The following is a 23,156-nucleotide window of genomic DNA, read 5'->3' on the forward strand; positions in this document are numbered from 1 at the left end:
GAGGTAAACTATGGGCCAAAAAGTAAATCCGCACGGACTTCGTGTAGGAGTTATCAAAGATTGGGATTCCCGCTGGTTTGTCAATGGTAATGCTTTCGGCGATACCCTTGTTGAGGATTACAATGTTCGTAATTTCATCAAAGAGGAATTGAAAGCTGCAGGCGTTCCCCGCATCGAAATCGAACGTGATGCATTAAAAGTGAGAATTCACATTCACTGCGCAAAACCCGGCATGGTTATCGGCCAGGGCGGCGCTAAAATCAACGAGCTCCGCGCTCGTCTGGAAAAAATGATCGGCAAGCCCGTTCATGTCAATATCGTCGAGGTGAGACAGCCTGACCTCAACGCACAGCTGGTCGCTGAGAGCATCGCTTCCCAGCTGGAAAGAAGAATTTCTTTCCGCCGTGCCATGAAGCAGGCTATCGGACGCACTATGCGTTTGGGCGCGAAAGGTATCAAAACCTGCGTCAGCGGCCGTCTCGGAGGTGCTGAAATCGCCCGTACCGAGCATTATGACGAAGGTACTGTTCCGCTGCAGACCCTCCGTGCAGACATTGACTACGGTTTTGCAGAGGCGAACACCACTTACGGTAAAATTGGCGTTAAAGTTTGGATCTACTCTGGTGAAGTTTTGAAAGGCGAAGTCACAAAGAGACCCGCAAGAGCTCCCAGAAACGATCGGAACGACCGCCCCAGAAACAACAGAAGACCGAGACAGGAAGGAGGTAACCGATAATGCTTCTTCCAAAGCGTGTAAAATACCGTCGTCAGCAAAGAGGACGGATGAAGGGTAAAGCTACCCGCGGTAATTTTGTAAGCCATGGAGAATTCGGATTGCAGGCTCTAGAGCCCTGCTGGATTACCTCCAACCAGATTGAAGCAGCACGTATCGCCATGACCCGTTACATCAAGCGTGGCGGTCAGGTTTGGATCAAAATCTTCCCTGACAAGCCCGTTACCGAGCAGCCTGCCGAAACCCGAATGGGTAAAGGTAAAGGTTCTCCCGAGTACTGGGTCGCAGTGGTTAAACCCGGCAGAGTTATGTTTGAAATCGCCGGCGTTTCCGAGGAACTGGCTCGCGAGGCTATGCGTCTTGCTGCGCACAAGCTGCCCATCAAATGCAAGTTTGTGAAACGTGAAGATACAGAGACAGGTGGTGAGCAATAATGAAAGCTACTGAGATCAGAGAGTTGAACATGGTGGAACTCCAGGATAAACTGAAAGAATTGAAGGACGAACTTTTTAACCTGCGCTTTCAGCTTGCTGTCAACCAGCTCGACAATCCCACACGCATCAAAGCAGTGAAAAAAGATATTGCTCGCGTGAAGACCGTCATGCAAGAGCTGGATGCCAAAGAAGGCGCCAAATAAGAAGGGAGGACCAAACTGTGAGCGATAGAAACCTCAGAAAAACGAGGGTCGGTACAGTTGTTAGCAACAAAATGGATAAAACGGTCGTCGTTGCCATTTTGGACAACGTTAAACACCCCCTTTACAATAAAATCGTAAAACGCACCGTCAAAGTCAAAGCCCACGACGAAGAGAATTCTTGCGGCGAAGGCGACAGAGTAATGTTGATGGAAACCCGTCCGTTGTCCAAGGACAAAAGATGGAGAGTTTGCGAAATCATCGAAAAGGCGAAATAATTTGTTTGCCTAATCTCGAAAGGAGGAACTCACTGTGATACAGATGCAGACCCGCTTAAAGGTTGCTGACAATACCGGCGCCAAAGAGCTTATGTGTATCCGTGTATTGGGCGGTTCCGGCAGAAGATATGCTAATATTGGCGACGTCGTTGTTGCTTCGGTTAAAAAGGCAACACCAGGCGGCGTTGTAAAAAAAGGTGAAGTCGTCAAAGCCGTGATCGTTCGTTCAGCAAAAGGCTTGCGCCGTGAGGACGGCACTTACATCAGATTCGATGAAAATGCAGCAGTCCTCATCAGAGAAGATAAAAACCCCAGAGGCACCCGTATTTTCGGGCCGGTCGCCAGAGAGCTTCGTGAAAAAGAATACATGAAGATCCTCTCTCTCGCACCGGAAGTGCTTTAATAGGAGGTGCAAGTTTATGGCTAATAAATTGCACGTCAAAACCGGCGATAACGTGATGATTATCAGCGGTAAAGACAAAGGTAAAAAAGGCAAAGTTTTGGAAGTCAGCCCCAAAGAGGGCAAGGTCATCGTCGAGGGCCTCAACGTTGCTACTAAGCACGTGAAACCCCGCGCCATGGGCCAGCAGGGCGGCATCGTCAAGGCGGAAGCTCCCCTATACGCTTGCAAAGTAATGCCCATCTGCCCCAAATGCGGCAAACCTACAAGAGTAGGTCATAAAGTCGAGAAAGATGGAACCAAAAAGCGCCAGTGCAAACACGCTTCTTGCGGAGAAACTTTCTAGGATGGAGGAAAAGACATGGCTCGTCTGAGAGATTATTATAAAAGCGATGTAGCCCCTGCTCTGATGAAGAAATTCGGCTACAAAAGTGTCATGCAGATTCCGAAGATTGAAAAGGTAGTTATCAACGTAGGTTGTGGTGAAGCACGCGAAAATCAGAAGATGATGGACGCTGTTTTGAAGGATTTGACCGCGATTACAGGACAGAAACCGGTTACCTGTAAAGCAAAAAAATCCGTCGCTAACTTTAAACTTCGTGAAGGCATGATCATCGGCGCCAAGGTGACCCTGCGCGCTGAAAAAATGTATGAGTTCATTGACCGTTTTTTCAATGTTGCTCTTCCCCGCGTAAGAGATTTCAGAGGAATTAATCCCGACGCTTTTGATGGCCGCGGTAACTACTCCATGGGCCTCAAAGAGCAGCTCATATTCCCTGAAATTGAATACGATAAAATCGATAAAATCCGTGGTATGGACATCTGCTTCGTTACCACTGCAAAAACCGATGAAGAAGCCCGTGAGCTTTTGACACTGATGGGCGCTCCATTTTCTAAATAAGGGAGGAAATAATTAAATGGCTAAAAGATCTATGATTGTCAAACAGCAAAGAGAGCCTAAGTTTTCCACCCGTGCCTACAGCAGGTGCAAAATCTGCGGTCGCCCCCACGCTTATCTGAGAAAATACGGCATCTGCCGCATCTGCTTCAGAGAACTGGCCTATAAAGGGCAGATTCCCGGCGTGAAGAAGGCCAGCTGGTAAAGTACCGAGTAAAGGAGGTTGACGGTATGCAAATCACCGATACAATCGCAGATATGCTGACCCGCATCCGTAATGCGAATTCAGCTAAACACGACACGGTGGATATTCCTGCATCTAATATGAAGAAATCGATCGCGCAGATCCTCGTTGACGAAGGATATGTAAAAGGCTTTCAGGTCATTGAAGACGGAAAGCAGGGCGTGATTCGTATGACGCTAAAATACGGCGACAACAAAACCCCGGTGCTCACCGGACTGCGCAGAGTTTCCAAACCTGGCCTGCGTATTTATTCTAACTGCGAGGAAATGCCCAGGGTCATGAAAGGCCTCGGCATCGCCATCGTTTCCACATCCAAAGGCGTAATGACCGATAAAAAGGCGCGCAAAGAGAATGTGGGCGGCGAAGTCCTTGCATTTGTATGGTAAGGAGGTAAATAGCTATGTCTCGAATTGGTAGAAAACCCATTGCTGTTCCCTCCGGTGTCGATGTAAAAATCGACGGCAGCCATATTGCTGTGAAAGGACCTAAGGGAACTCTGGAAAGAGACGTCCACAAGGATATAACTGTCGCTCTTGAGAATAACGAGATTATCGTTACAAGACCCAGCGACAATAAAAACCACAGAGCGCTTCACGGCCTGACCAGATCTTTGGTCAACAACATGGTTGTAGGCGTGACTGAAGGCTTCAGCAAAACTTTGGAAGTCAACGGCGTTGGTTACCGTGCCGCAAAGCAGGGCAAGGACCTCGTCATGAACCTGGGGTATTCCCACCAGGTCATCATGTCCGAAATTGACGGCATTTCCATTGAAGTGCCGGCTCCCAACAAAATTGTAATTTCCGGCCCCGACAAGCAGAAGGTTGGACAGTTTGCGGCAAACGTCCGCGAGAAACGTCCTCCGGAGCCCTATAAAGGCAAGGGAATTAAGTACGCTGAAGAATATATCCAGCGCAAAGAAGGCAAGACTGGTAAGAAGTAATTAAAGGAGTGACAAGCAATGGTAAATAAGCCTGATAGCAACAAGGCTCGTTTAAAGAGACACCGCAGGGTGCGCGGCAAAATCAGCGGCACACCTGAGCGTCCACGCTTAAATGTATTCCGCTCCGCTAAGCATATCTACGCTCAACTGATTGATGACGTAAACGGCGTTACCCTTGCAGCAGCTGCTTCCACCGATAAGGATTTCGACTTAAACGGCGGCAACAAAGAAGGCGCATTTAAAGTTGGACAGAAAATTGCTGAAAAAGCTGCAGCAAAAGGAATCACCGAAGTAGTGTTCGACCGTGGCGGTTACATCTTCCACGGCAGAGTAGAGCAGTTAGCCGCAGGAGCCCGTGAAAGCGGCCTCAAGTTCTAATGAGGAGGTATTCGTTTGGCTAGAATAGAAAATCCCGCTTCGGATTTGCAGGAAAGAGTCGTAGCGATTAACCGTGTTTCCAAAACCGTAAAAGGCGGTCGTATCTTCAAATTTGCAGCTTTGGTTGTAGTTGGAGACGGCAATGGCAAAATCGGTTTTGGCCTTGGTAAATCGGGAGAGGTTCCCGACGCGATCCGCAAAGGCATCGAAGACGCGAAGAAAAATATGATCCAGATCGCTCTGAAAGGCACCACCATTCCTCACGAAGTTATCGGTGAGTTTGGCGCCGGCAGAGTGCTTTTGAAACCGGCTCCAGAAGGTACTGGAGTTATCGCTGGTGGCCCTGTCCGTGCTGTTGTTGAAACCGCCGGCATCAAGGACATCAGAACCAAAGCTCTGCGTTCCAACAATCCTTGTAACGTTGTCAGAGCGACCATCAATGGTTTGCAGTCCTTGAGAACCGCCCAGCAGGTTGCGGCGATCAGAGGCAAATCTGTTGAAGAGATTTTAGGTTAGGGGGCAGACTTATGGCAAACCTCAAAGTGAAACTTGTTAAAGGTCTTGCTGGGAAGAAGAAAGACCAGATTGCCATTGCCGCTTCTCTTGGCTTGAGAAAAGTCGGCGACGTTACCGTTCAGCCGGATAACGCTGCCACCAAAGGCAAGGTTTTTAAAATTTCCCACCTCGTCGAGGTTACAGAAGACTAGTAAGGAGGTGCGAGTATGAAACTGCACGAATTAGCTCCGGCAGCCGGCTCTAAAAAAGAGCATTTCCGCGTCGGCCGCGGTCACGGTTCCGGTAATGGAAAAACAGCAGGTAAAGGTCATAAAGGCCAAAACGCCCGTTCCGGCGGTGGCGTAAGACCTGGATTCGAAGGCGGACAGATGCCTTTGCACAGACGTCTTCCCAAAAGAGGATTCAATAACTACAATTTTGCTACCAAATACGCCATCGTAAACCTCACCGATTTGCAGGACAAATTTGAGGATGGCGCAGTGGTAGACACCGATGCTCTCATCGCTTCGGGCCTCGTCAACAAACAGTACGACGGCGTGAAAGTTCTCGGCAACGGCGAAATCAGCAAGAAATTAACCGTTAAGGCTGCTGCCTTCTCCCAATCTGCCAAAGAAAAGATTGAGGCCGCAGGAGGAAAGGCCGAGGTGATGTAAGATGTTTGAAACTTGGAGAAATGCATTCAAACAGCCGGAACTTCGCAAGAAGATCCTGTATACTTTGCTTATCCTCCTGATTTTCCGCATCGGTTCCTACATTACCGTACCTTTTCTGGATCCTGTAGCACTTCAGGATCTGTTCAAAACTGGCGCTGGCTCCGGTGATTTCTTAAGTTACCTGAACATCATGACCGGCGGTGCGCTTTCCCAAGCAACCGTCTTCGCAATGTCTATTACGCCTTACATCAACGCGTCCATTATCATACAGCTTTTGACGGTGGCGATTCCTGCATTGGAGCGTCTCCAGAAGGAAGGCTCGGAAGGCCACAAAAAGATTCAGAAGATCACTCGTTATGTGACGTTGGGTCTGGCGTTGATTCAGGCGACAGCTTTCTACTTCCTGCTGAAAAACAGTCAGGGCAACATCCTAAAATATAAAAGCGGATTTTCCGGCGTGTTTGCCGCTATCATTATTATAGCGTGCTTCACCGCAGGTACTGCTCTTGTTGTTTGGCTGGGTGACCGGATTTCTGAAAAGGGTCTGGGCAATGGTATTTCGATTATCCTGTTTGCCGGTATTTTGTCCCGTGGCCCTGCAGCCTTCCAGATGCTGGTCGGCTGGTGGAAGATGGGTTCTTCCAACCCGGCGTATTATTTCTATGTACCGCTGATTGTAATTGTCTTTATTGCAATGGTTACTTTTATCGTTTGGATGACCAATGCTGAGAGAAGAATCCCGGTTTCCTATGCAAAACGCGTAGTCGGCCGCAAAATGTATGGCGGACAGAATACACACATTCCGATTAAGGTTAATATGAGCGGCGTTATGCCTATCATCTTTGCTATGAGCTTTGTGTCTCTGCCCAACATGATTGCTACTTTCTTGGGCCCAAATGTAAAAGCCGGCGGTTTCTGGGATGGGTTTTTCAAGGCCTTCCACTCAGATCACTGGGTATACGGCCTGATTTACTTCTTGCTGATCATTGCATTTAACTACTTCTATGTTGCGATTCAGTACAATCCTATCGAGATTGCAAACAATCTCCGCAAAAATAATGGCGCGATTCCGGGTATCCGTCCCGGCAAGCCCACATCTGATTTCATCTCCAGAGTTATCTCCAAGGTTACCTTGCTGGGCGCTCTGTTCCTTGGCCTCATCGCAGTATTCCCGATCATCTTTAGTATGATTACCAAGGCCAATGTTTCTCTCGGCGGTACTTCCATCCTCATCGTTGTCGGTGTTGCGCTGGAGACCATGAGACAGCTGGAATCCCAGATGATGATGCGCCACCACAAAGGTTTCTTAGAGTAAGAAGGGAGCTTCTAGATGAATCTGATTTTATTAGGCGCACCCGGCGCGGGCAAGGGCACGCAGGCGGAAGTAATCTGCGATACCCTCAAAATTCCCGCAATCTCTACAGGAAATATTCTGCGTGAAGCAATCAAAAATGAGACAGCTCTCGGGATGGAAGCCAAATCCTATATGGATGGCGGAAAACTGGTTCCCGATGAAATTGTCATCAACATTCTGAAGGAAAGACTCGAAAAGGACGATTGTAAAAACGGTTTTATCCTGGACGGCTTTCCCCGGACAGTCCCGCAGGCGGAAGCCTTGGACAAAATGGGCGTAAACATTGACCGAGTCATCGATATCGAAGTCGAAGACGAGAAAATCATGAAGCGCCTGTCAGGCAGACGTGTTTGTGAAGACTGCGGCGCCTCCTACCATCTGGAGTACAAACCTTCTAAATCGGAAGGCAAGTGCGACAAATGCGGCGGCAATACAGTACAGCGCAAAGATGACCATCCTGATACGATCAAAGAGCGTTTGCAGGTTTACCACCAGCAGACAGAACCTTTAAAAGATTACTACTATGCCACCGGCAAGCTCATCGTTGTCGAAGGACAGGAAGATGTAGCCGATACCACGGCACTGACCCTAAAAGCTGTGGAGGCGTAGTTTTTATGATAGTTTTAAAAACGCAGACTGAGCTCGAAACGATGAAGAAGGCTTGCAAAATTTCAGCCGACGCATTGAACGTAGCTGAGGAATGGATCAAACCGAATATTACGACCAAGGAAATCGACCGTAAAATTCATGAGTATATCACGAAATGCGGTGCGACACCATCCTTCCTAAACTATATGGGATATCCCGCTTCTGCTTGCATTTCCGTCAACGATGTGGTCATCCACGGTATTCCGTCGGATTACCACCTCCAAGAGGGCGATATTGTTAGTATAGATGTTGGGGCTTACTATCAAGGATTTCATGGGGACAACGCCTACACCTTTATTGTGGGTGACACCTCGGATGAAACCAAAGCGCTCTTAAAGGAAACACAAGCGAGCCTGATGAAAGGCATCGAACAGGCTGTGGTAGGTAACCGCATCGGCGATATTTCCCACGCGGTTGAAACCCACGTGTCCCAGTTCGGTTATGGGATTGTAAGGCAGTTTGTCGGCCACGGCGTCGGCAAGCACCTGCATGAAGATCCGGAGGTCCCGAATTTCGGGCGGCCCGGAAGAGGTCCCCGTCTGGTGGAAGGAATGACCATTGCCATCGAGCCGATGATTAACCTTAAAGGTGACGAGGTAAAGGTTATGTCCGACGGCTGGACGACCAAAACGGTTTCAGGAAGCATGTCTGCTCATTTTGAACACACCATCGCTATCACGAAAAACGGCCCTGTGATTTTGACGGTCCGATAGACAAAACAGTTTGGAGGAACGTCATCTATGCCGGAATTGAAAGTAGGTTCGGTGGTTCAGAGCATCAGCGGACATGACAAGGGATTTTTTGCGGTGGTAAAAATTGACAGCTCTTTTGCATATCTTGCGGACGGCCGGTCAAGATTACTGGATAAGCCCAAAAAGAAAAATCCCAAACACCTTCGGGTGACGAATACGGTTTTCGATCCCATGCGAATGGAAACTAACAAAAAACTGAAACAAGCCCTTTGGCCGTTTAACTACGGTGGGCTTACGCCATCAGACGAGTAGGAGGGAATTTGCCTTGTCCAAAGACGATGTAATCGAAATTGAAGGTGTTGTCAGGGAATCGCTGCCAAACGCGACGTTTAAGGTAGAGCTTCCGAATGGGCATACCATATTGGCTCATATATCGGGAAAACTCCGGATGAATTTCATCCGTATCCTTCCCGGAGATAAGGTGACAGTCGAAATGTCGCCTTACGATCTCACAAAGGGACGCATCACTTGGCGTTCCAAGTAAACACGAACTGTTCACAAGGAGGTAATTTCAGATGAAAGTAAGACCTTCCGTTAAGCCCATCTGTGAAAAGTGCAAAGTTATCAAGCGCAAAGGCAAAGTTATGGTTATTTGCGAGACGAAAAAGCACAAACAACGTCAGGGCTAACCCTGCTGCTTTGCTTAAGCAGCGTTAACCCACAGAAGATGGCAATAAACTTAAGTACTGCGGGAATTTTTCCTGCATTGGAGGTGCAACTTTAATGGCTCGTATAGCTGGTGTTGACTTGCCAAGAGAAAAGAGAATCGAAATCGGTTTGACTTACATCTTCGGCATCGGTCGTAAATCTGCTAACGATATCCTCGCGGCTACCGGCATCAACCCCGATATCAGGGTGAAAGACCTGACGGAAGACGATGCGACAAAGCTCCGTGATTATATCGACAAAAACTACGAAGTTGAGGGCGACCTGAGAAGAAACGTTGCTCTGAACATCAAGAGATTGGTTGAAATCGGCTGCTACCGCGGCGTGCGCCACAGAAAAGGTCTGCCTGTAAGAGGACAGAGAACCAAAACAAACGCACGTACCAGAAAAGGTCCGAAGAAGACCATCGCGAACAAGAAGAAATAATAGGGAGGGATACTGACACATGGCAAAGGTTACGAAAAAAACCACCGTCCGCAGACGTCGCGAACGTAAAAATATCGAGCGTGGTGCCGTTCATATCCAGTCCACCTTTAACAATACCATCGTTACCATCACCGATACTCAGGGCAACGCAATTTCCTGGGCAAGCGCTGGTGAAATGGGCTTCAGAGGTTCTAAAAAATCCACTCCTTTTGCTGCTCAGACTGCCGCTGAAAAAGCTGCAAAAGCCGCAATGGAGCATGGCTTGAAAATCGTTGAAGTTTATGTAAAAGGGCCTGGTTCCGGAAGAGAAGCCGCAATCAGAGCATTGCAGGCTGCGGGCCTCGAGGTACGGATGATCAAAGACGTAACTCCCATCCCGCATAACGGCTGCCGTCCGCCGAAAAGAAGACGCGTGTAGTTTAAGGAGGTGCAAGTAAATGGCAAGATATACCGGTGCGGTATGCAGACTTTGTCGCCGCGAGGGGCAGAAATTGTTTCTGAAGGGCACGAAATGTTACTCCGAGCATTGCCCCGTAGCTGCTAGAAACTACGCTCCCGGCCAGCATGGCCAGAGCCGTAAAAAAGTTTCTGAATACGGCTTACAGCTCAGAGCGAAACAGACCGCAAAACGTTATTACGGCGTTTTGGAGAGCCAGTTCAGACATTATTTTGAAATGGCTGAGAGAAAACCCGGCATGACTGGTGAAAACCTGCTTCGTTTGCTGGAAAGCAGACTGGACAACATCGTTTATAGAGCAGGGCTTGCAAATTCCAGAGCGGAAGCAAGACAGCTGGTCGTCCATAACCACTACAAACTCAATGGCAAGAAAGTTAACATTCCTTCTCTGCTCGTAAAAGAAGGCGATGTCATTTCTGTTGCTGAGAAATCCCGCCAGAGCGAAAAATTTAAAGCAATCGATGAAACCTGTGGTTCCAGACCCGTTCCCATGTGGCTGGATGCGGATAGAACGAACTACACCGTCAAAGTCCTCCGTATGCCCAACCGCGACGACATTGATCTGGATGTCCAGGAGCATCTGATTGTCGAGTTGTACTCCAAATAATGTTTGAAGTGCTACTGCGAAGGTGTGTACGATTGCAGGCAGCCCATGCTGCTTCTATATACTGCTTAGGAGGGTTATAAATGATTGAGATTGAAAAGCCAGTAATTGAGACGGCCGAGATGAAATCGGACGGTACTTACGGAAGATTTGTATTGGAGCCTCTCGAGCGCGGCTTCGGCACTACTCTAGGCAATAGTTTAAGAAGGGTGCTGCTCTCCTCGCTTCCCGGTGTGGCAGTAACATCAATCAAAATTGATGGCGTTCAACACGAGTTTTCAACAGTACCGGGCGTAAAAGAAGATGTGACCGAAATTGTCCTGAACATGAAGGGACTGATTGCGAAAATCCACGGCGACGCTCCCAAAACCATTCATATCGAAGCTGAGGGCGAATGCGAAGTCACTGCCGGCGACATCAAAGTGGACTCCGAAGTGGAGATTCTCGACCCCGGCATGCACATTGCAACTCTTGGCGCGGGCGCTAAGCTGTATATGGAAATCGTCATCGACAAGGGCCGCGGATACGTTCCCAGCGAGCGCAACAAGCAGAATCTGCAGAACGTGATCGGCGCCATTCCAGTGGACAGCATCTATACACCCGTACTCAAGGTGAATTATACCGTCGAAAACACCCGTGTAGGGCAGATTACCGACTACGACAAACTGACAATTGAAGTGTGGACAGATGGGACCATTTCAGCGAAAGAGGCAATCTCTCTGGGAGCCAAGGTTCTCAACGAGCATCTTAATCTCTTCGTGGATCTGTCAGATGAGGTGTACGCGACCGACATCATGGTCGAAAAAGACGACAAAGGCAAAGAAAAAGTCTTGGAGATGACCATTGAGGAGCTTGACTTGTCTGTGCGTTCCTTCAACTGTCTCAAACGTGCCGGAATCAACACGGTAGAAGATTTAATCAGCAAGTCCGAGGAAGAAATGATGAAAGTCAGAAACCTCGGAAGGAAGTCTCTGGAAGAGGTCCTGGCGAAGCTCGATGCCTTGGGCTTCAGCCTCACCCCGGACGACGAATAAATACTATTTGTATATAAAAATAGTATAATACTGAAGGTTAGGAGTGAATTTCGATGCCAGGCAGCAGAAAACTTGGAAGAAGCTCTGATCATAGAAAGGCTATGCTGAGAGCGATGGTTACCTTTTTGCTGGAGAACGGTAAAATTGAAACCACAGTGACAAGAGCCAAAGAAGTTCGTGCGATGACCGAGAAGATGATTACTCTCGGGAAATCCAATAATCTCCACTCCAAACGTCAAGTTCTTGCATACGTGACCAAAGAGGGCGTTGCAAAGAAAGTATTTGATGAAATTGCTCCCAAGTACGCAGACAAGAATGGTGGTTATACAAGAATCATCAAAATCGGTCCGCGTCGCGGAGATGCAGCGGAGATGGCAATTATCGAATTGGCATAATGCATATCAAAAGCCCCGTCATACGACGGGGCTTTCGTATTGTAAAACGACAAGGCCCCGGCGTACCTGTCCGCAATCTTTAATCGAGTCAATGGGTTTAGTTTTTATTTGTTCATATTTTTACACTTGAAACTCTACCAATAAAAATCTATAATCTTATTTAGCAAAGTTTTGGAAATCAGCGGATTTGCCTTGTTTTGGGATACCGCTTTCGGGGAAGAGGACGATTTATGAAAAGAAATGTAGCAATGAGAATATTTTGTATCGTTTTAGCGGTTCTGGTCGGCGCAGGTGCCTTGGGCGGCAGCCTTTACGCTGTGTTCAGTGGTTCTTCTCAACAGAATTCCGGTGGGACGCCTCTATTTATGTATAACGATCAGTTGTATTTGGTCACTGATCAGTCGGTGCAGGCGATTGAAGAGAAGAATCAAACTATTACGGTAGAGAGCCGTATCAAGGATAACGTGATCCCTCAGAAAAACGGCGAGTCCAATTTTTGTCCGGTGGGAGACATCTTTGTTTACACTGACGGCGGCGATCTTTATTTTCCTTATAACGCTGCTTACCTGCTGTGCATACCGGTCACGACTAACCCTGAGGGTGCATCTGATGAATGAACGAACGGTTAAGTATCCCATTTTGCTTTTAGATGCTGATGATACGTTATTTGATTTTCAACAGGCAGAGCGAAATGCGTTGGAGCAGTTGCTAAGAGATTTTGGCCATTCCTGCAATGAAAATTTGCGGGCCCAGTACCGGAACATTAATGAGGCACTGTGGAGGCGGCATGAGATGGGAGAACTCACAAAGGAAGAACTGCAGGCGACCCGGTTTACCCGTTTTTTTGAGATGCTTTCGATAAAAGGAGATGGGCTGGCCGCCAATGAACGATATTTGTATCATTTGGCGGAACAGACATGTCTTATGGATGATGCATTGGACATTTGTCGAGAGTTATCCAGTTATTGCAGATTGTATATCGTCACCAATGGTATATCGCGAGTGCAGAAGAGGCGTCTAGCGTTTTCCCCTTTGGCAGAGCTAATTACCGATATTTTTGTATCCGAAGATTCTGGGAGCCAAAAGCCTAAAATCGAATTTTTTGACTATGTTTTTGCACGGATTCCAAATTTTTATCGTCAGAAAGCGCTAATTGTGGGGGACTCTCTCTCATCGGATATACAGGGAGGCATCAATGCTGGAATAGATACCTGTTGGTTCAATAGGCAAGGCAAGGAAATTTCCGGGGGAATAATGCCGACCTATGAGATCTCCAAATTGCGCCAATTATCGCAGCTAATTTTATAGTGGCAAAAGAAAAAGGGACGCCGATAACTTTCGGTGTCCCTTTTTGGAGGTTATTTATTTTTCCAGTAATTCAGCGTAGGCAGCTGTGCCTCCAAGGATTCTCGTACCTTGTTTTCTTCCAGATGATGCATAGCGGCCATATGGGGAACGAGGTAATCCATAAGCTCTTTCAAGGAGTGGTACACAAAGGTTCCACCAGTGTAGCACCATTTGCAGTAATCCTCGTTAAAAGCGCCGTCCGGTTCCCGGCTGATAACGTCGTCCTCGTAGAGCGGCATGCCGCAGCACTGACAGATAAGCTGTCTTGGCGAGCCCAACAGGGTGTTGATAGAAACGTCAAACTCTTTAGAAATAAGTTTTAAAATATCTGTGCTGGGAACGGTTTCTCCCTGCTCCCAGCGGCTGACGGCCTGCCGGGTGACAAAGAGCTTCTGGGCCATTTCATCCTGAGTCAGCTGATTTTTTTGCCGAATATGGAATAAAATATCTTTGGTATCCATAAAAAACCTCCTTCACTTTTATTATATCCTTATTATAGGGCCTTGAGTCTACTGTGGCAAGCAACCTGCTGTTGCTAATTATAAAATAAAAACACCTGCCTCTAAGCAGGTGTTTTGGCACCCTCAACAAGAATCGAACTTGTAACTGAGTCTTAGGAGGACCCCGTTATATCCATTTAACTATGAGGGCATATTAAAAATATTGTTACAATAGTCTTTCAAAAGGAGAACGTTTATCATTATACATGATTTTGCCGGAAAAAGCAACTATTCTTTTGGTAGAAATATTTTGCTTTATACCTTGATAAACGGTGGCTACTTTGCTATAATTCATCTTAATGGATTCTTTATCTGTTGAACGAAGGAGATCATAAAGTGAAAATGCCGAAGCACAGCCTGAATGAAAACGCATCGAGCAAGTTGTTCCACAACCCGGCGATGGTAATCGTTTCAAGCTTTTTTATTTTGATTCTGGTGGGAACATTGCTTTTAATGCTGCCTATCTGCAGCCGGAGCGGCGAAGCTACACCGTTTTTGAATTCTCTGTTTACTGCTACTTCTGCCACCTGTGTGACGGGACTCGTTGTTTATGATACCTATACCTATTTTAGCATTTTTGGACAATGTGTAATCATTACCTTAATTCAGTTAGGCGGGTTGGGTCTTGTGACTCTGACCAGCTTTTTTTACCTGATCATCGGTAAAAAGATGGGGCTGCGCACCGCCCATTTGGCGCAGGAATCAGTAAGTTCCGATGAGCATATAAATACGACCCACCTTATCAAGATGGTAGTTGTTCTCACCTTCCTTTTCGAGTTCGTGGGGACGCTGATTCTATTTACTCAATTTGTGCCCCGCTTTGGTGCATACGGGGCGTTTATGTCAGTGTTTTTTGCGATTTCATCCTACTGTAATGCCGGATTCGATTTGTTGGGAATGAATGGAGAATTCTCAAGCCTTATCTCTATGCAGGACAATCCAGTTGTTACTTTTACAATTATGGCGCTTATTGTTTGTGGAGGATTGGGATTTATCGTCTGGCAGGATATTTATAATTACCGCCGCCGGAAACGACTGATGCTTCACAGCAAAATCGTTTTAATTACTACCGCGATTTTAATTGTAGTAGGATTTATCGGGTTTCTTATTATGGAATGGAATAATCCGAGAACCATGGGCAATATGGACATCTTAGGGAAAATACATCATTCGCTTTTTCAGTCGGTAACCACTAGGACAGCGGGATTTAATACGATTGATTTGGATGGCATGACGGAAATCAGCAAATTGATTTCCATTGTGCTCATGTTTATCGGCGCTGCCCCGGGCTCTACTGGAGGTGGTATGAAGATTACCACCATGGTGGTACTGCTGATGACGGTTATTTCTATTATTCGTGGGCGGACAGAAACCATTGTGCTGCGTCGGAAGGTGGACAAAATCATCGTCTATAAGGCGCTGGCAGTAGCTTCTTTGGCCGGCATGCTGGTTATTTTGACGACGGCGATTCTCTTGTTGACAGGAGACGCCAAAAGCGGCATTAATGCTTTGTTTGAGACGGTATCCGCTTTTGGTACGGTGGGCCTTTCTGTAGGCGTCACCGGTCAGGCAGGGCTAATTTCAAAAATTATGCTGATTATCACCATGTTTTTAGGCAGGGTGGGACCAGTAGCGTTCGCACTTTCGATTTCTCTCCGCAGCGGCAGTAAATTGACCCGGCAGGTGGTACCCGAAGGAAAAATCTGGGTCGGATAACAAATGGGGTGTTGTTTTGAAACTGATGATTGCGTCGGATCTTCACGGCTCTTGTTTTTACACCGAGCGGATGTTGGGGCGCTATGTGGAGGAAGGGGCGGAAAAGCTCCTCCTCTTAGGAGATATTCTGTATCACGGCCCACGGAACGATCTGCCTAAAGGGTATGATCCGAAAAGCGTGGCAAAGCTTCTCAATTCGGTAAAGAAAGAACTCCTTTGCGTACGAGGAAACTGCGACGCCGAAGTTGACCAAATGATGCTGGAATTCCCAATCCTTGCCGATTACGCAGTGCTGTGGTTAGAGGGAAAGATGGTATTCGCAACCCACGGCCATCGTAATGGAGCAGACAATCCGCCGCCCTTACAGCAGGGAAGTATCCTTCTTCACGGACATACCCACCTGATGGCGATGGAACGGAGGGAGGAGTATCTGTATCTGAATCCCGGGTCTGTTTCATTGCCTAAGGGTGGAAACCCCAATAGTTATATAATGTTTGAGGATGGAATTTTTTATATGAAGAACATGGAAGGAGCTATTTTGCAGCAGTATGCGCTGATATAGCAAAATAAAGACATTAAATACTAGAATGCGCCTTCATATTGTGGAGGCGCATTTTTTATATATCTATTTTATTTTTCAATAATATGTGGCTTAAGGCTATTGAACCGGAGAGATGACGTAGGATTCCGGAAAATCCGAATCGGGTTCTGAGGAAGTTTTCCCAGACTCAGGGGAATATGTCCCCGTCTCTGAATAAACCTCTTCTGATTCCAAAGAACTCTCCGCTCGTTCAAGAGAAAGCTCGGTCACAAGTTTGCTCTGAGTGATTTCCGCTAGGCCGCACAGCCCGAATTCATCGGAGGCTGTTTTGTTAATCACTGCTTGCGCCTGCTCCAAAGAAAGCTGAGCGTCGATATACTCCTGCGAAATGTGTTCTACCAGCCAGTTAATGAATGGAGTAAATTTCCGCGTCTGCGTGGTTGATAAAGGCAGGTGGGCCGCAGAAGGCGCGGTTTATCTGTTCCTAGTCGCCGGATAAGAGGGCGTCGATTCCGCTGGGGAAATAACCCAGAATATCTTGTTTCCCAAATATGGTTAGATTTGGAGCAAAGGATCCATAAAATTTTTGATGGTATCGTTGGTCTATTGACAAGTCAGGTATCAGTCCTCCGACATCTGTATTCCCATCAGAAGATTTAGAAATAAATGCTTGTTCTGTGATATTGTCATTGCCACATCCAGCAGATAAAATACATAAGAAAATGCTTCGCATTAAAAAGATTGCCTTTTCTACATAAAGCTTCTTCCTAATTTGCTTAGTTATAGTTTGGCCGATGTGGTGGGACATCTGCGGTCGGGCCTTGAGTCAGCGTAATATTTGCGAAAAGGCCGACGGATTTAAACAATCTGTCACGACAATGCCGCTGTTTTTGTTTCTATAATTGATATCAAAATGCAAATGGGGGCAGTTGAATCTCCGGTATTCTCTACCACACCTAAAGTAAATTATAAAAAATACTATTCTACTTAATGACAGCGAGCACATTTTTGCTATTTTTGTTACGGCTAAGGAAGAAAATCTCTGATTTTCCTCTTGTAATAAAAAAATTGCCGGTTCTGTAAGCAAATTCTAAGATTTTGTAATTCAAAATAGAAATGGCATTTTAGTTGGAAATTTTGTGGCTTTACTGAAACAGATGGGGATAGAAAAGGCAAAGTACGACCCGGTAGTTTTTGCCGGGCGGCTTTGAGGTTACGGTTGATTGAGTATACCTAAAAATAAGGGGAAATAATTTTTATCATCTAAGATTCCGTATAGAAAGGGTCTATCAAGGGTGATTTGGGGGATGCTGGATATGCTTGATCCGACTTCAACAGCAGTCACAGCCGCAGCCTCTGTCCCTTCTTCATCTAGTTCGATATAGGTCTTTTGGATGACGTTATCAATTTGGGCAAGGCCGCCAGGACACATCTGGGTGAAATCACCGCCGCTAAAGGCGGTTTCCATACCGGCATCACGCAGAAATTTGTTTAGGTTCGCTTCAAACTCCAATGTGAATTTGGGCATGGTTAGGGATATTTCTTTTGGAGAGGCACGCCTCAATTTTTCCAGAAATTCTTGGCCTGACAGGGATTTCAGGTATTCTTCCGGCGTTTGTTCTTGTGGCGGGAGAACTGCCAAAAAAATAAAATTTTCGTCTTTGTAAGGCTTTAAGATTCCAATAGCTCCATCATGTTCCAGGTATTTTACCGTTTCGCAGCAGTTCATCATTAAGGCGGAAATTTCCTGCCCGGGAGCGGGAAAAAAGCTGGCCTTGGTGGTTGAGGCCTTATCAAATTTTTGTTCCCATTCCATATGGAAATAAATGGTGTTAATCAAGATCATGAATGTTGAGTCGTCAATGATATGTTCAGGATTATATAGCCTGGGTATAAGTCCGTTAGTCCGACGGGAAACCCAAAAGTTAATGTCATCTTTAGCATCGTTTAAGGATGGAGCGGAATAGATGTCCTGCCCGAAATAACGTGCGTTGGTTTCCAGAAAAGACGGAAGCACCGAGGTGCCACTTGCTTTAAGCCAAATAGAATTGGCGACTACGAGCTTCTCAGAGGGAATCTTTTTATATTGTTGCAGTAAGGTGCTGTAGCTTTTGGACAATTCTTCCATTGAAAGCCCGTCTCCCAAAACCTGTTCGAATTCTTTTCGGGTTTCTCCATCGGTTCCGTTTCCGGTCATTCCCAGAGCAAACAGCGCAGAAGCTGGGGAAACGAGGACATTTTTTTGTTTTTCTACGTTGGCCTCATAATTTAACATATCCAAGCCAAAATTCATCGAGGCGGTTACAAATTCAGAGGTGAGCCGGACGCTTTTTGACTGTTTTCCATTGTATTGTGCCGTTAGCGATTCTGTTTTAATTTGTTCTTTCCAAGAAGCTTCTTTGTCACGCGGAAATAACAGAAAAATTAAACAGCTCAAAGCGGCGGTGAGTAAAAGGCACGTTATAATGCCCCATGTTTTTTTCGGAAACGCCATATGGGTCCCTCCTTTATTAGGAATACTCTTTTTCATTTAAAAATGCAACAACATATCCATAAAAAAGGCAAGAAGACTGGAACATTCTTGAATTATTCAAGCTGATATGGTATACTAACTCTATATGTTTGGAATCGTTTTAAAAACTTCGTGGGAATTCTGTGCGGGCTATACATCTTTCAAAAAAATTGCCCGTATAAATAAAGGAATAGGTCCGTTTTGTGGCTCTGCCCGATCCCACGGGGCAAACCGAAAACCATCGTAAAGGAAGGCTTACTATGAATCTTTATAACACCCTCTCCCGGGAAAAGGATGAATTTATTCCGCTGGATCCCCAGAAAAAGCATGTCTCCATGTATACCTGCGGCATGACAGTTTACTCTTTCACCCATATTGGACATTTGAGGGCATATCTTACTAGCGATGTCCTGAAAAAATATTTGGAATTCCAAGGCTATCAGGTTAAACAGGTGATGAATATCACTGACGTAGGCCATATGCAGTCCGACGCCGACGAGGGTGAGGACAAGTTGGAAGTGAAAGCAAAACAGGAAAACACTACCCCTTGGTCGATTTCCCGTCACTATGAGAAGATGTTTTTACAGAATCTGGAGGAGTTTCAGATTGGCCGGCCCACCGTTATTGCTCGTGCCACCGAACATGTAGACGAAATGATTAAAATCATCAAAGGGCTGGAGGAAAAAGGCTATGCCTACCGCACTGATGTGGGCCTGATTTACGATACTGCCAAGTTTGCGTCCTATGCGGATTTTGCACGGCTTAAACTGGAGGACCAGATGGGTGGCGCCAGGGTGACAGTAGACCCACAGCGAAAATCTCAATGGGATTTTGCTCTTTGGATTACCAACAAGCCCAATCACATTATGAAATGGGATAGTCCCTGGGGCGTGGGGTACCCTGGGTGGCATATCGAATGTTCCGCTATGTGCCACAAGTATTTGGGTGAGCAGGTGGATATCCACACTGGCGGTGTCGATCACATCCCGATTCACCATACCAATGAAATTGCCCAGTCTGAGGCCTTCAGCGGGAAAAAGTTTGTGGATTACTGGGTCCATACTGAATTTCTGAAGGTTGACGGCACCAAAATGTCCAAATCGTTGGGTAACCTATACACTTTAGATGATCTGAGAGAAGCCGGGTACAGCCCGCTGGCGCTACGCTATATGTTTTTGAAGAGCGACTACCGGAAACCTTTGGACTTTAGGTGGAGTACGCTCCATAATGCGCAGAATGAGCTGGTCAAAATTTGGGAATTTTTTGCAAAGCACCCGCTGTATAACGGCAAGGTGCTGAATAAATACGTGGATCAATTTAAGGCTGCGATGGATGATAGCCTCAATATGCCTATGGCCATCGACGCTTTGTGGGCGCTTATCAACAGTGGTGAAAAAGCTGACGATATTATCGAGACCGCATTAATTCTTGATGAAGTTTTGGGCCTCGATTTACGCAATGCATCCTATAATCTTACTTTGTTGGAGGATTATCAGGGCATTGATCCCCAGAAGAAACAGGAAGCGAGCCTGTTGCTCAAAAAGCGTAGGGAGGCGAGACAGGCGAAGGATTATGCTGAAGCTGATCGGATCCGCGACGCCATTGGCGAAATGGGTTTTGCTATTCAAGACAGTTCCCAGGGGTCCAAGATTGTGTTGAAACAATACGGCAAACGGGAAAATGACTAATCGGATTAAATATTATAAAAAGAGCAGGTCTTTTGACCTGCTCTTTTTTTTCTGTATTTTCATATCACTGAAAAAACCGGAATATGTATTTACCAAAACCGGAGGCTACAGGCACTTTTGTGCCAAGGCTTTTCCCACAAAATTCCGAAGAGTTTCCGCCTGTTCAAAATCCCGGCGGCAAAATTCATTGTACAAAATATCAATAACAAGAAGTTGGGAGGCCATAGCGGCGATGGATCCGTAGGAGAGGGGTTTTTCGTCGGTACCGATAACCAAGATGAGATCTGCCAGCTCAGCCCCAGGGGAATGGGGAAAACGAGTAACTAAAATGATTTTGGCTCCGCGAATTTTGACAATTTTGGCCAACTCCATAAAGTCATGAGTAGAGCCGGAATAAGAGAAAAAGAGAACAACGTCCTGTTCACTCAGGGTAGAGGCCGCCATAGTTTGCAGGTGGGAATCTTCCATAGTTTTAAATCGGGAAGAAACAGTGGAGAAACGAGACCAGGCTGTTGCAGCGACGATGGAATGGTTGCCCTGACCGAGGCAGAGTACTTGACCGGCGGCTTTGAGCATATCTACCGCCTGGGATACCGCAGCTTGATCTAACTTCTGGAAGGTTTTAGCTAAAGCTTCCTGGTTGGCATTGTAGGTTTTTTCAAATACCTGTTCCAAGGTGTCCTCTGCTTGAATCTCACCAAAAGCGGATGGAGACGAGGCAGCTACCTGGGGCATGGTGGCCTTTGCTAGTTCCAGTTTAAAGTCATTGAAACCATCTGCTCCCAGTTTCCGGCAAAACACGGAAATGGTAGAAACAGATATTTTGCATGCATGGCTTAAATCGGTAATACTAAAGTACTGAGCTTCATTTTTGTGTGTGAGAATAAAATCGATTATTTTTCGCTCTGATTTTGTGAAATCATTATAATGATGCATCATGTTGTCAATAATAGTAATCGCCATATCTTCATCCCTCTTCTGTATTACAATAACCGTTTTTATTTACATGCTTCAGTATAGCACAAAAATATCGAAACGCACTATTTTTTTTTGTGTTGTGAAAAAAGTTTGTGAGATATTACAAAATAATCAAAATAATTTTATATATTATTGATGTTGCGAAATATTTTCGATTTGTGATATGATTAGGCCATGAGATACAGAAATGATTTTGATTTTCTGTTGGGAAATTGTTCGTTTGTTAAATTTCATTATTCAAAGGAGAGAATCATGAAAAAGTTATTTGCACTTTTGTTATCCGCGACGATGGCTTTGGGCATGCTTGCATCCTGCGGCTCACCGCAAAACAACACTCCTTCAGAGAGCAGCGGCATCTCCACTCCTGCAGTCAGCGACGGCTCGTTGAAGCTGGTTCTGTCTACTGCAGATGGAAGTTCCACTGATGACAAAGTTCCGACCCCTTGGTACAATCGTAACTTGGCGACTAACCTGATGTTCCGCAGTTTGTTTATCGCAGACAGCACCCTGACCAGTGTAAAACCGGATCTGGCCGATTACACCGTCAGCAACGATGGCCTCACCTATACTATTACCATGAAAGATGGCCTCAAATGGAGCGACGGCGAGCCCTTGACAGCAGAAGATGTTGTTTTCTCAATTGAAACTGCCCAGAAATCAGCAACGGTAAACGCAATTTATACCTCTGCATTTGCCAAAATTGCTGATATGAAGGTTGACGGAAATGTTCTTACTATGACATTGACTGATCCCTATGCGTCTATGGCCGATGTTTTAGCTCAGTTTGCTATTTTGCCTCAGCATGTCCTAAAAGACGTGGATCCATTGTCGATTGATTCGGATCCTTTCTGGCAGAATCCTGTGACCAGTGGTTTTTATACCATCGATGAATTCAAGGTAGGTAACTACTTCACTTTGAAACCTAACGAAAATTATGAGGGAACTGCTCCCAAAATCAAAAAAGTCACTGTTTCCTATGTCACCGATTATGTGACCGCCGCTCAGTCGGGCCTGGCCGATTACCTTTATGGAAACGCTACCGATATGGTAGAAGCTTTGAGCAAAATGCCCAACTACACTGCAAATGAAGTTGATGTTCTCTTCTACAAATATTTCATTTTCAACATGAAGGGTGTAGACGGCAAGGAAAACACTGCTATGCAGAATGTAGCTGTCCGCAAAGCGGTCATCGAGGCGATTGATCGGGCGACGCTATCCACCCTCTATCCCAGCGCTACAGTACTGAGTTCTGGTGTTCCCAACAGTTATGACGCTTACAACGGTTTTGAGTACAAATTTGACGCCGAAAAAGCGAAAGCCGATCTCCAGGCTGCCGGTTACGATTTTAACCGCACCTTTAAGATTTGCTATTACAATAACGACCAGACCAGCATCGACCTGATCAACACCGTCACCTACTATCTCGAGCAGGCCGGCCTCAAAGTGGAGTCCACCCTGTCAAACGACGGCACCACCGACTTGTTTACCACCCGTGACTATGATTTAGGCTTTAAAGGAAAATCAGCTTTCTCCATCGACGAGTGGTATACCGAGTATCTGAGCTCTGACGCCCTGTTCGCCAACATCTTCGGCGGAGATACCGCTTTTGACGGTCTTGTCACCGAGCTGTTTGCAGCAACCGACGAAGCCAAACGCAATGAAGTCCTGAAAGAATTGCAGGCTTTGGAACAGGAGAAGGTCTATAAAGTTCCGGTCTTTACCGTAGGAAACTACGTGTTCCTCAGCAACAGCCTGAAATTGCCCGATGGTGTGAAATTCTGCAATCCGCTCTATAGCTGTGACTTGGATTTCGCCAATTGGGAAATCGCATAAAACCTTACAGATAAAACCCCTACGAATAAGC

The 23,156-nt window shown here is 46.3% G+C and carries 36 protein-coding genes and 1 tRNA gene; 31 read left to right on the plus strand and 6 right to left on the minus strand.

Annotation, left to right across the window (positions count from 1 at the left end; translation table 11 throughout):
• Nucleotides 1–10: 10 nt before the first annotated feature.
• The 27 genes from rpsC (at nt 11) to H8710_RS12965 (ending at nt 13,318) form a co-directional block, all read left to right on the plus strand.
• On the plus strand, nt 11–736 hold the full coding sequence (rpsC, locus tag H8710_RS12835) for a 30S ribosomal protein S3 (protein WP_249296242.1): 726 nt from the start codon (nt 11–13) through the stop codon (nt 734–736).
• Nucleotides 736–1,167, plus strand: coding sequence for a 50S ribosomal protein L16 (gene rplP, locus H8710_RS12840; RefSeq protein ID WP_249296243.1), 432 nt, complete (start codon nt 736–738; stop codon nt 1,165–1,167). The genes rpsC and rplP overlap by 1 nt, the downstream gene beginning before the upstream one ends.
• Nucleotides 1,167–1,370, plus strand: coding sequence for a 50S ribosomal protein L29 (gene rpmC, locus H8710_RS12845; RefSeq protein WP_249296244.1), 204 nt, complete (start codon nt 1,167–1,169; stop codon nt 1,368–1,370). Before rplP ends, rpmC begins: the two co-directional genes overlap by 1 nt.
• 17 nt (nt 1,371–1,387) lie before the next feature.
• Complete coding sequence (gene rpsQ, locus H8710_RS12850) at nt 1,388–1,645, plus strand: 30S ribosomal protein S17 (protein ID WP_249296245.1); 258 nt, start codon at nt 1,388–1,390, stop codon at nt 1,643–1,645.
• 34 nt (nt 1,646–1,679) lie between these two features.
• Nucleotides 1,680–2,048: a 50S ribosomal protein L14 gene (rplN, locus tag H8710_RS12855; RefSeq protein WP_249296246.1), complete on the plus strand. Its 369-nt coding sequence runs from the start codon at nt 1,680–1,682 to the stop codon at nt 2,046–2,048.
• A gap of 16 nt (nt 2,049–2,064) precedes the next feature.
• Nucleotides 2,065–2,391 (plus strand): 50S ribosomal protein L24, encoded by a 327-nt coding sequence (gene rplX, locus H8710_RS12860; RefSeq protein ID WP_249296247.1) that lies wholly within the window; start codon nt 2,065–2,067, stop codon nt 2,389–2,391.
• A 15-nt stretch (nt 2,392–2,406) separates the two neighbouring features.
• Complete coding sequence (gene rplE / locus H8710_RS12865; RefSeq protein ID WP_249296248.1) at nt 2,407–2,946, plus strand: 50S ribosomal protein L5; 540 nt, start codon at nt 2,407–2,409, stop codon at nt 2,944–2,946.
• A gap of 16 nt (nt 2,947–2,962) precedes the next feature.
• Nucleotides 2,963–3,148: a type Z 30S ribosomal protein S14 gene (locus tag H8710_RS12870; protein ID WP_249296249.1), complete on the plus strand. Its 186-nt coding sequence runs from the start codon at nt 2,963–2,965 to the stop codon at nt 3,146–3,148.
• 26 nt (nt 3,149–3,174) lie between these two features.
• Nucleotides 3,175–3,573, plus strand: coding sequence for a 30S ribosomal protein S8 (gene rpsH, locus H8710_RS12875; protein ID WP_249296250.1), 399 nt, complete (start codon nt 3,175–3,177; stop codon nt 3,571–3,573).
• A 14-nt stretch (nt 3,574–3,587) separates the two neighbouring features.
• Nucleotides 3,588–4,127, plus strand: coding sequence for a 50S ribosomal protein L6 (gene rplF, locus H8710_RS12880; RefSeq protein ID WP_249296251.1), 540 nt, complete (start codon nt 3,588–3,590; stop codon nt 4,125–4,127).
• An 18-nt stretch (nt 4,128–4,145) separates the two neighbouring features.
• Nucleotides 4,146–4,505 carry a 50S ribosomal protein L18 gene (gene rplR / locus H8710_RS12885; protein WP_249296252.1) on the plus strand — a complete coding sequence of 120 codons (360 nt, stop codon included), beginning with the start codon at nt 4,146–4,148 and terminating at the stop codon, nt 4,503–4,505.
• A 15-nt stretch (nt 4,506–4,520) separates the two neighbouring features.
• A complete protein-coding gene (rpsE, locus tag H8710_RS12890) occupies nt 4,521–5,021 on the plus strand; it encodes a 30S ribosomal protein S5 (protein WP_249296253.1) in 501 nt (166 codons plus the stop codon).
• An 11-nt stretch (nt 5,022–5,032) separates the two neighbouring features.
• On the plus strand, nt 5,033–5,212 hold the full coding sequence (rpmD, locus tag H8710_RS12895) for a 50S ribosomal protein L30 (protein ID WP_249296254.1): 180 nt from the start codon (nt 5,033–5,035) through the stop codon (nt 5,210–5,212).
• Between the two features lie 15 nt (nt 5,213–5,227).
• The gene (gene rplO, locus H8710_RS12900) at nt 5,228–5,674 is read left to right on the plus strand and encodes a 50S ribosomal protein L15 (RefSeq protein WP_249296255.1); all 447 of its coding nucleotides are present in this window, start codon (nt 5,228–5,230) and stop codon (nt 5,672–5,674) included.
• Nucleotide 5,675: 1 nt separating this feature from the next.
• Entirely contained in the window at nt 5,676–6,989 is a 1,314-nt protein-coding gene (secY, locus tag H8710_RS12905; protein ID WP_249296256.1) for a preprotein translocase subunit SecY, read from the plus strand.
• A gap of 15 nt (nt 6,990–7,004) precedes the next feature.
• On the plus strand, nt 7,005–7,637 hold the full coding sequence (locus H8710_RS12910; protein WP_249296257.1) for an adenylate kinase: 633 nt from the start codon (nt 7,005–7,007) through the stop codon (nt 7,635–7,637).
• A gap of 5 nt (nt 7,638–7,642) precedes the next feature.
• Nucleotides 7,643–8,389, plus strand: coding sequence for a type I methionyl aminopeptidase (map, locus tag H8710_RS12915; protein WP_249296258.1), 747 nt, complete (start codon nt 7,643–7,645; stop codon nt 8,387–8,389).
• A gap of 27 nt (nt 8,390–8,416) precedes the next feature.
• Nucleotides 8,417–8,680: a KOW domain-containing RNA-binding protein gene (locus tag H8710_RS12920; RefSeq protein ID WP_249296259.1), complete on the plus strand. Its 264-nt coding sequence runs from the start codon at nt 8,417–8,419 to the stop codon at nt 8,678–8,680.
• Between the two features lie 13 nt (nt 8,681–8,693).
• Complete coding sequence (infA, locus tag H8710_RS12925; protein WP_249296260.1) at nt 8,694–8,912, plus strand: translation initiation factor IF-1; 219 nt, start codon at nt 8,694–8,696, stop codon at nt 8,910–8,912.
• Nucleotides 8,913–8,943: 31 nt separating this feature from the next.
• Nucleotides 8,944–9,057, plus strand: a complete 114-nt coding sequence (gene rpmJ / locus H8710_RS12930) for a 50S ribosomal protein L36 (RefSeq protein ID WP_249296261.1) — start codon at nt 8,944–8,946, stop codon at nt 9,055–9,057.
• 94 nt (nt 9,058–9,151) lie between these two features.
• Nucleotides 9,152–9,520, plus strand: a complete 369-nt coding sequence (rpsM, locus tag H8710_RS12935) for a 30S ribosomal protein S13 (protein ID WP_249296262.1) — start codon at nt 9,152–9,154, stop codon at nt 9,518–9,520.
• 19 nt (nt 9,521–9,539) lie between these two features.
• Nucleotides 9,540–9,938 carry a 30S ribosomal protein S11 gene (rpsK, locus tag H8710_RS12940; protein ID WP_249296263.1) on the plus strand — a complete coding sequence of 133 codons (399 nt, stop codon included), beginning with the start codon at nt 9,540–9,542 and terminating at the stop codon, nt 9,936–9,938.
• 19 nt (nt 9,939–9,957) lie between these two features.
• Nucleotides 9,958–10,584: a 30S ribosomal protein S4 gene (gene rpsD, locus H8710_RS12945; protein ID WP_249296264.1), complete on the plus strand. Its 627-nt coding sequence runs from the start codon at nt 9,958–9,960 to the stop codon at nt 10,582–10,584.
• Nucleotides 10,585–10,664: 80 nt separating this feature from the next.
• Nucleotides 10,665–11,615 (plus strand): DNA-directed RNA polymerase subunit alpha, encoded by a 951-nt coding sequence (locus H8710_RS12950; RefSeq protein ID WP_249296265.1) that lies wholly within the window; start codon nt 10,665–10,667, stop codon nt 11,613–11,615.
• Nucleotides 11,616–11,668: 53 nt separating this feature from the next.
• Complete coding sequence (gene rplQ, locus H8710_RS12955; RefSeq protein ID WP_249296266.1) at nt 11,669–12,010, plus strand: 50S ribosomal protein L17; 342 nt, start codon at nt 11,669–11,671, stop codon at nt 12,008–12,010.
• 230 nt (nt 12,011–12,240) lie between these two features.
• The gene (locus H8710_RS12960; protein ID WP_249296267.1) at nt 12,241–12,627 is read left to right on the plus strand and encodes a hypothetical protein; all 387 of its coding nucleotides are present in this window, start codon (nt 12,241–12,243) and stop codon (nt 12,625–12,627) included.
• Nucleotides 12,620–13,318 (plus strand): YjjG family noncanonical pyrimidine nucleotidase, encoded by a 699-nt coding sequence (locus H8710_RS12965; protein ID WP_249296268.1) that lies wholly within the window; start codon nt 12,620–12,622, stop codon nt 13,316–13,318. The genes H8710_RS12960 and H8710_RS12965 overlap by 8 nt, the downstream gene beginning before the upstream one ends.
• Before the next feature lie 50 nt (nt 13,319–13,368).
• Here the strand turns inward: H8710_RS12965 and H8710_RS12970 are convergent, their stop codons facing one another.
• Together H8710_RS12970 and H8710_RS12975 are read right to left on the minus strand one after the other, a co-directional pair.
• Entirely contained in the window at nt 13,369–13,818 is a 450-nt protein-coding gene (locus H8710_RS12970; protein WP_249296269.1) for a zinc ribbon domain-containing protein, read from the minus strand.
• Between the two features lie 115 nt (nt 13,819–13,933).
• Nucleotides 13,934–14,008: transfer RNA gene (locus tag H8710_RS12975), tRNA-Arg, on the minus strand.
• A 191-nt stretch (nt 14,009–14,199) separates the two neighbouring features.
• Here H8710_RS12975 and H8710_RS12980 point away from each other — a divergent pair.
• Nucleotides 14,200–15,573, plus strand: coding sequence for a TrkH family potassium uptake protein (locus H8710_RS12980; RefSeq protein WP_249296287.1), 1,374 nt, complete (start codon nt 14,200–14,202; stop codon nt 15,571–15,573).
• A gap of 25 nt (nt 15,574–15,598) precedes the next feature.
• Complete coding sequence (gene yfcE / locus H8710_RS12985; protein WP_346727120.1) at nt 15,599–16,135, plus strand: phosphodiesterase; 537 nt, start codon at nt 15,599–15,601, stop codon at nt 16,133–16,135.
• A 96-nt stretch (nt 16,136–16,231) separates the two neighbouring features.
• On the opposite strand, the gene H8710_RS12990 is transcribed toward yfcE, so the two are convergent.
• The 3 genes from H8710_RS12990 to H8710_RS13000 form a co-directional block, all read right to left on the minus strand.
• Nucleotides 16,232–16,453 carry a hypothetical protein gene (locus H8710_RS12990; protein WP_249296271.1) on the minus strand — a complete coding sequence of 74 codons (222 nt, stop codon included), beginning with the start codon at nt 16,451–16,453 and terminating at the stop codon, nt 16,232–16,234.
• A 145-nt stretch (nt 16,454–16,598) separates the two neighbouring features.
• Complete coding sequence (locus H8710_RS12995) at nt 16,599–16,922, minus strand: hypothetical protein (protein WP_249296272.1); 324 nt, start codon at nt 16,920–16,922, stop codon at nt 16,599–16,601.
• A gap of 405 nt (nt 16,923–17,327) precedes the next feature.
• Complete coding sequence (locus H8710_RS13000; protein ID WP_249296273.1) at nt 17,328–18,608, minus strand: serpin family protein; 1,281 nt, start codon at nt 18,606–18,608, stop codon at nt 17,328–17,330.
• 278 nt (nt 18,609–18,886) lie between these two features.
• Here H8710_RS13000 and cysS point away from each other — a divergent pair, with 278 nt between their 5' ends.
• Nucleotides 18,887–20,314, plus strand: a complete 1,428-nt coding sequence (gene cysS / locus H8710_RS13005) for a cysteine--tRNA ligase (protein WP_249296274.1) — start codon at nt 18,887–18,889, stop codon at nt 20,312–20,314.
• A 105-nt stretch (nt 20,315–20,419) separates the two neighbouring features.
• On the opposite strand, the gene H8710_RS13010 is transcribed toward cysS, so the two are convergent.
• Nucleotides 20,420–21,277 (minus strand): MurR/RpiR family transcriptional regulator, encoded by an 858-nt coding sequence (locus tag H8710_RS13010; RefSeq protein ID WP_249296275.1) that lies wholly within the window; start codon nt 21,275–21,277, stop codon nt 20,420–20,422.
• Nucleotides 21,278–21,544: 267 nt separating this feature from the next.
• Between H8710_RS13010 and H8710_RS13015 the strand changes: the two genes are divergently transcribed.
• A complete protein-coding gene (locus tag H8710_RS13015) occupies nt 21,545–23,125 on the plus strand; it encodes an ABC transporter substrate-binding protein (protein WP_249296276.1) in 1,581 nt (526 codons plus the stop codon).
• Nucleotides 23,126–23,156: the final 31 nt, after the last annotated feature.

Source organism: Fumia xinanensis (assembly GCF_014384905.1).
GTDB classification, from domain to species: domain Bacteria; phylum Bacillota; class Clostridia; order Oscillospirales; family Ruminococcaceae; genus Fumia; species Fumia xinanensis.

What these genes read in the sequence shown, in the direction of transcription:
- rpsC (WP_249296242.1), top strand. Translation starts at nt 11, where the DNA reads ATGGGCCAAAAAGTAAATCCGCACGGACTTCGTGTAGGAGTTATCAAA.
- rplP (WP_249296243.1), top strand. Translation starts at nt 736, where the DNA reads ATGCTTCTTCCAAAGCGTGTAAAATACCGTCGTCAGCAAAGAGGACGG.
- rpmC (WP_249296244.1), top strand. Translation starts at nt 1,167, where the DNA reads ATGAAAGCTACTGAGATCAGAGAGTTGAACATGGTGGAACTCCAGGAT.
- rplX (WP_249296247.1), top strand. Translation starts at nt 2,065, where the DNA reads ATGGCTAATAAATTGCACGTCAAAACCGGCGATAACGTGATGATTATC.
- rplE (WP_249296248.1), top strand. Translation starts at nt 2,407, where the DNA reads ATGGCTCGTCTGAGAGATTATTATAAAAGCGATGTAGCCCCTGCTCTG.
- H8710_RS12870 (WP_249296249.1), top strand. Translation starts at nt 2,963, where the DNA reads ATGGCTAAAAGATCTATGATTGTCAAACAGCAAAGAGAGCCTAAGTTT.
- rpsH (WP_249296250.1), top strand. Translation starts at nt 3,175, where the DNA reads ATGCAAATCACCGATACAATCGCAGATATGCTGACCCGCATCCGTAAT.
- rplF (WP_249296251.1), top strand. Translation starts at nt 3,588, where the DNA reads ATGTCTCGAATTGGTAGAAAACCCATTGCTGTTCCCTCCGGTGTCGAT.
- rplR (WP_249296252.1), top strand. Translation starts at nt 4,146, where the DNA reads ATGGTAAATAAGCCTGATAGCAACAAGGCTCGTTTAAAGAGACACCGC.
- rpmD (WP_249296254.1), top strand. Translation starts at nt 5,033, where the DNA reads ATGGCAAACCTCAAAGTGAAACTTGTTAAAGGTCTTGCTGGGAAGAAG.
- rplO (WP_249296255.1), top strand. Translation starts at nt 5,228, where the DNA reads ATGAAACTGCACGAATTAGCTCCGGCAGCCGGCTCTAAAAAAGAGCAT.
- secY (WP_249296256.1), top strand. Translation starts at nt 5,676, where the DNA reads ATGTTTGAAACTTGGAGAAATGCATTCAAACAGCCGGAACTTCGCAAG.
- H8710_RS12910 (WP_249296257.1), top strand. Translation starts at nt 7,005, where the DNA reads ATGAATCTGATTTTATTAGGCGCACCCGGCGCGGGCAAGGGCACGCAG.
- map (WP_249296258.1), top strand. Translation starts at nt 7,643, where the DNA reads ATGATAGTTTTAAAAACGCAGACTGAGCTCGAAACGATGAAGAAGGCT.
- H8710_RS12920 (WP_249296259.1), top strand. Translation starts at nt 8,417, where the DNA reads ATGCCGGAATTGAAAGTAGGTTCGGTGGTTCAGAGCATCAGCGGACAT.
- rpmJ (WP_249296261.1), top strand. Translation starts at nt 8,944, where the DNA reads ATGAAAGTAAGACCTTCCGTTAAGCCCATCTGTGAAAAGTGCAAAGTT.
- rpsM (WP_249296262.1), top strand. Translation starts at nt 9,152, where the DNA reads ATGGCTCGTATAGCTGGTGTTGACTTGCCAAGAGAAAAGAGAATCGAA.
- rpsK (WP_249296263.1), top strand. Translation starts at nt 9,540, where the DNA reads ATGGCAAAGGTTACGAAAAAAACCACCGTCCGCAGACGTCGCGAACGT.
- rpsD (WP_249296264.1), top strand. Translation starts at nt 9,958, where the DNA reads ATGGCAAGATATACCGGTGCGGTATGCAGACTTTGTCGCCGCGAGGGG.
- H8710_RS12950 (WP_249296265.1), top strand. Translation starts at nt 10,665, where the DNA reads ATGATTGAGATTGAAAAGCCAGTAATTGAGACGGCCGAGATGAAATCG.
- rplQ (WP_249296266.1), top strand. Translation starts at nt 11,669, where the DNA reads ATGCCAGGCAGCAGAAAACTTGGAAGAAGCTCTGATCATAGAAAGGCT.
- H8710_RS12960 (WP_249296267.1), top strand. Translation starts at nt 12,241, where the DNA reads ATGAAAAGAAATGTAGCAATGAGAATATTTTGTATCGTTTTAGCGGTT.
- H8710_RS12965 (WP_249296268.1), top strand. Translation starts at nt 12,620, where the DNA reads ATGAATGAACGAACGGTTAAGTATCCCATTTTGCTTTTAGATGCTGAT.
- H8710_RS12970 (WP_249296269.1), bottom strand. Translation starts at nt 13,818, where the DNA reads ATGGATACCAAAGATATTTTATTCCATATTCGGCAAAAAAATCAGCTG.
- H8710_RS12980 (WP_249296287.1), top strand. Translation starts at nt 14,200, where the DNA reads ATGCCGAAGCACAGCCTGAATGAAAACGCATCGAGCAAGTTGTTCCAC.
- yfcE (WP_346727120.1), top strand. Translation starts at nt 15,599, where the DNA reads ATGATTGCGTCGGATCTTCACGGCTCTTGTTTTTACACCGAGCGGATG.
- H8710_RS12995 (WP_249296272.1), bottom strand. Translation starts at nt 16,922, where the DNA reads ATGTCCCACCACATCGGCCAAACTATAACTAAGCAAATTAGGAAGAAG.
- H8710_RS13000 (WP_249296273.1), bottom strand. Translation starts at nt 18,608, where the DNA reads ATGGCGTTTCCGAAAAAAACATGGGGCATTATAACGTGCCTTTTACTC.
- cysS (WP_249296274.1), top strand. Translation starts at nt 18,887, where the DNA reads ATGAATCTTTATAACACCCTCTCCCGGGAAAAGGATGAATTTATTCCG.
- H8710_RS13010 (WP_249296275.1), bottom strand. Translation starts at nt 21,277, where the DNA reads ATGGCGATTACTATTATTGACAACATGATGCATCATTATAATGATTTC.
- H8710_RS13015 (WP_249296276.1), top strand. Translation starts at nt 21,545, where the DNA reads ATGAAAAAGTTATTTGCACTTTTGTTATCCGCGACGATGGCTTTGGGC.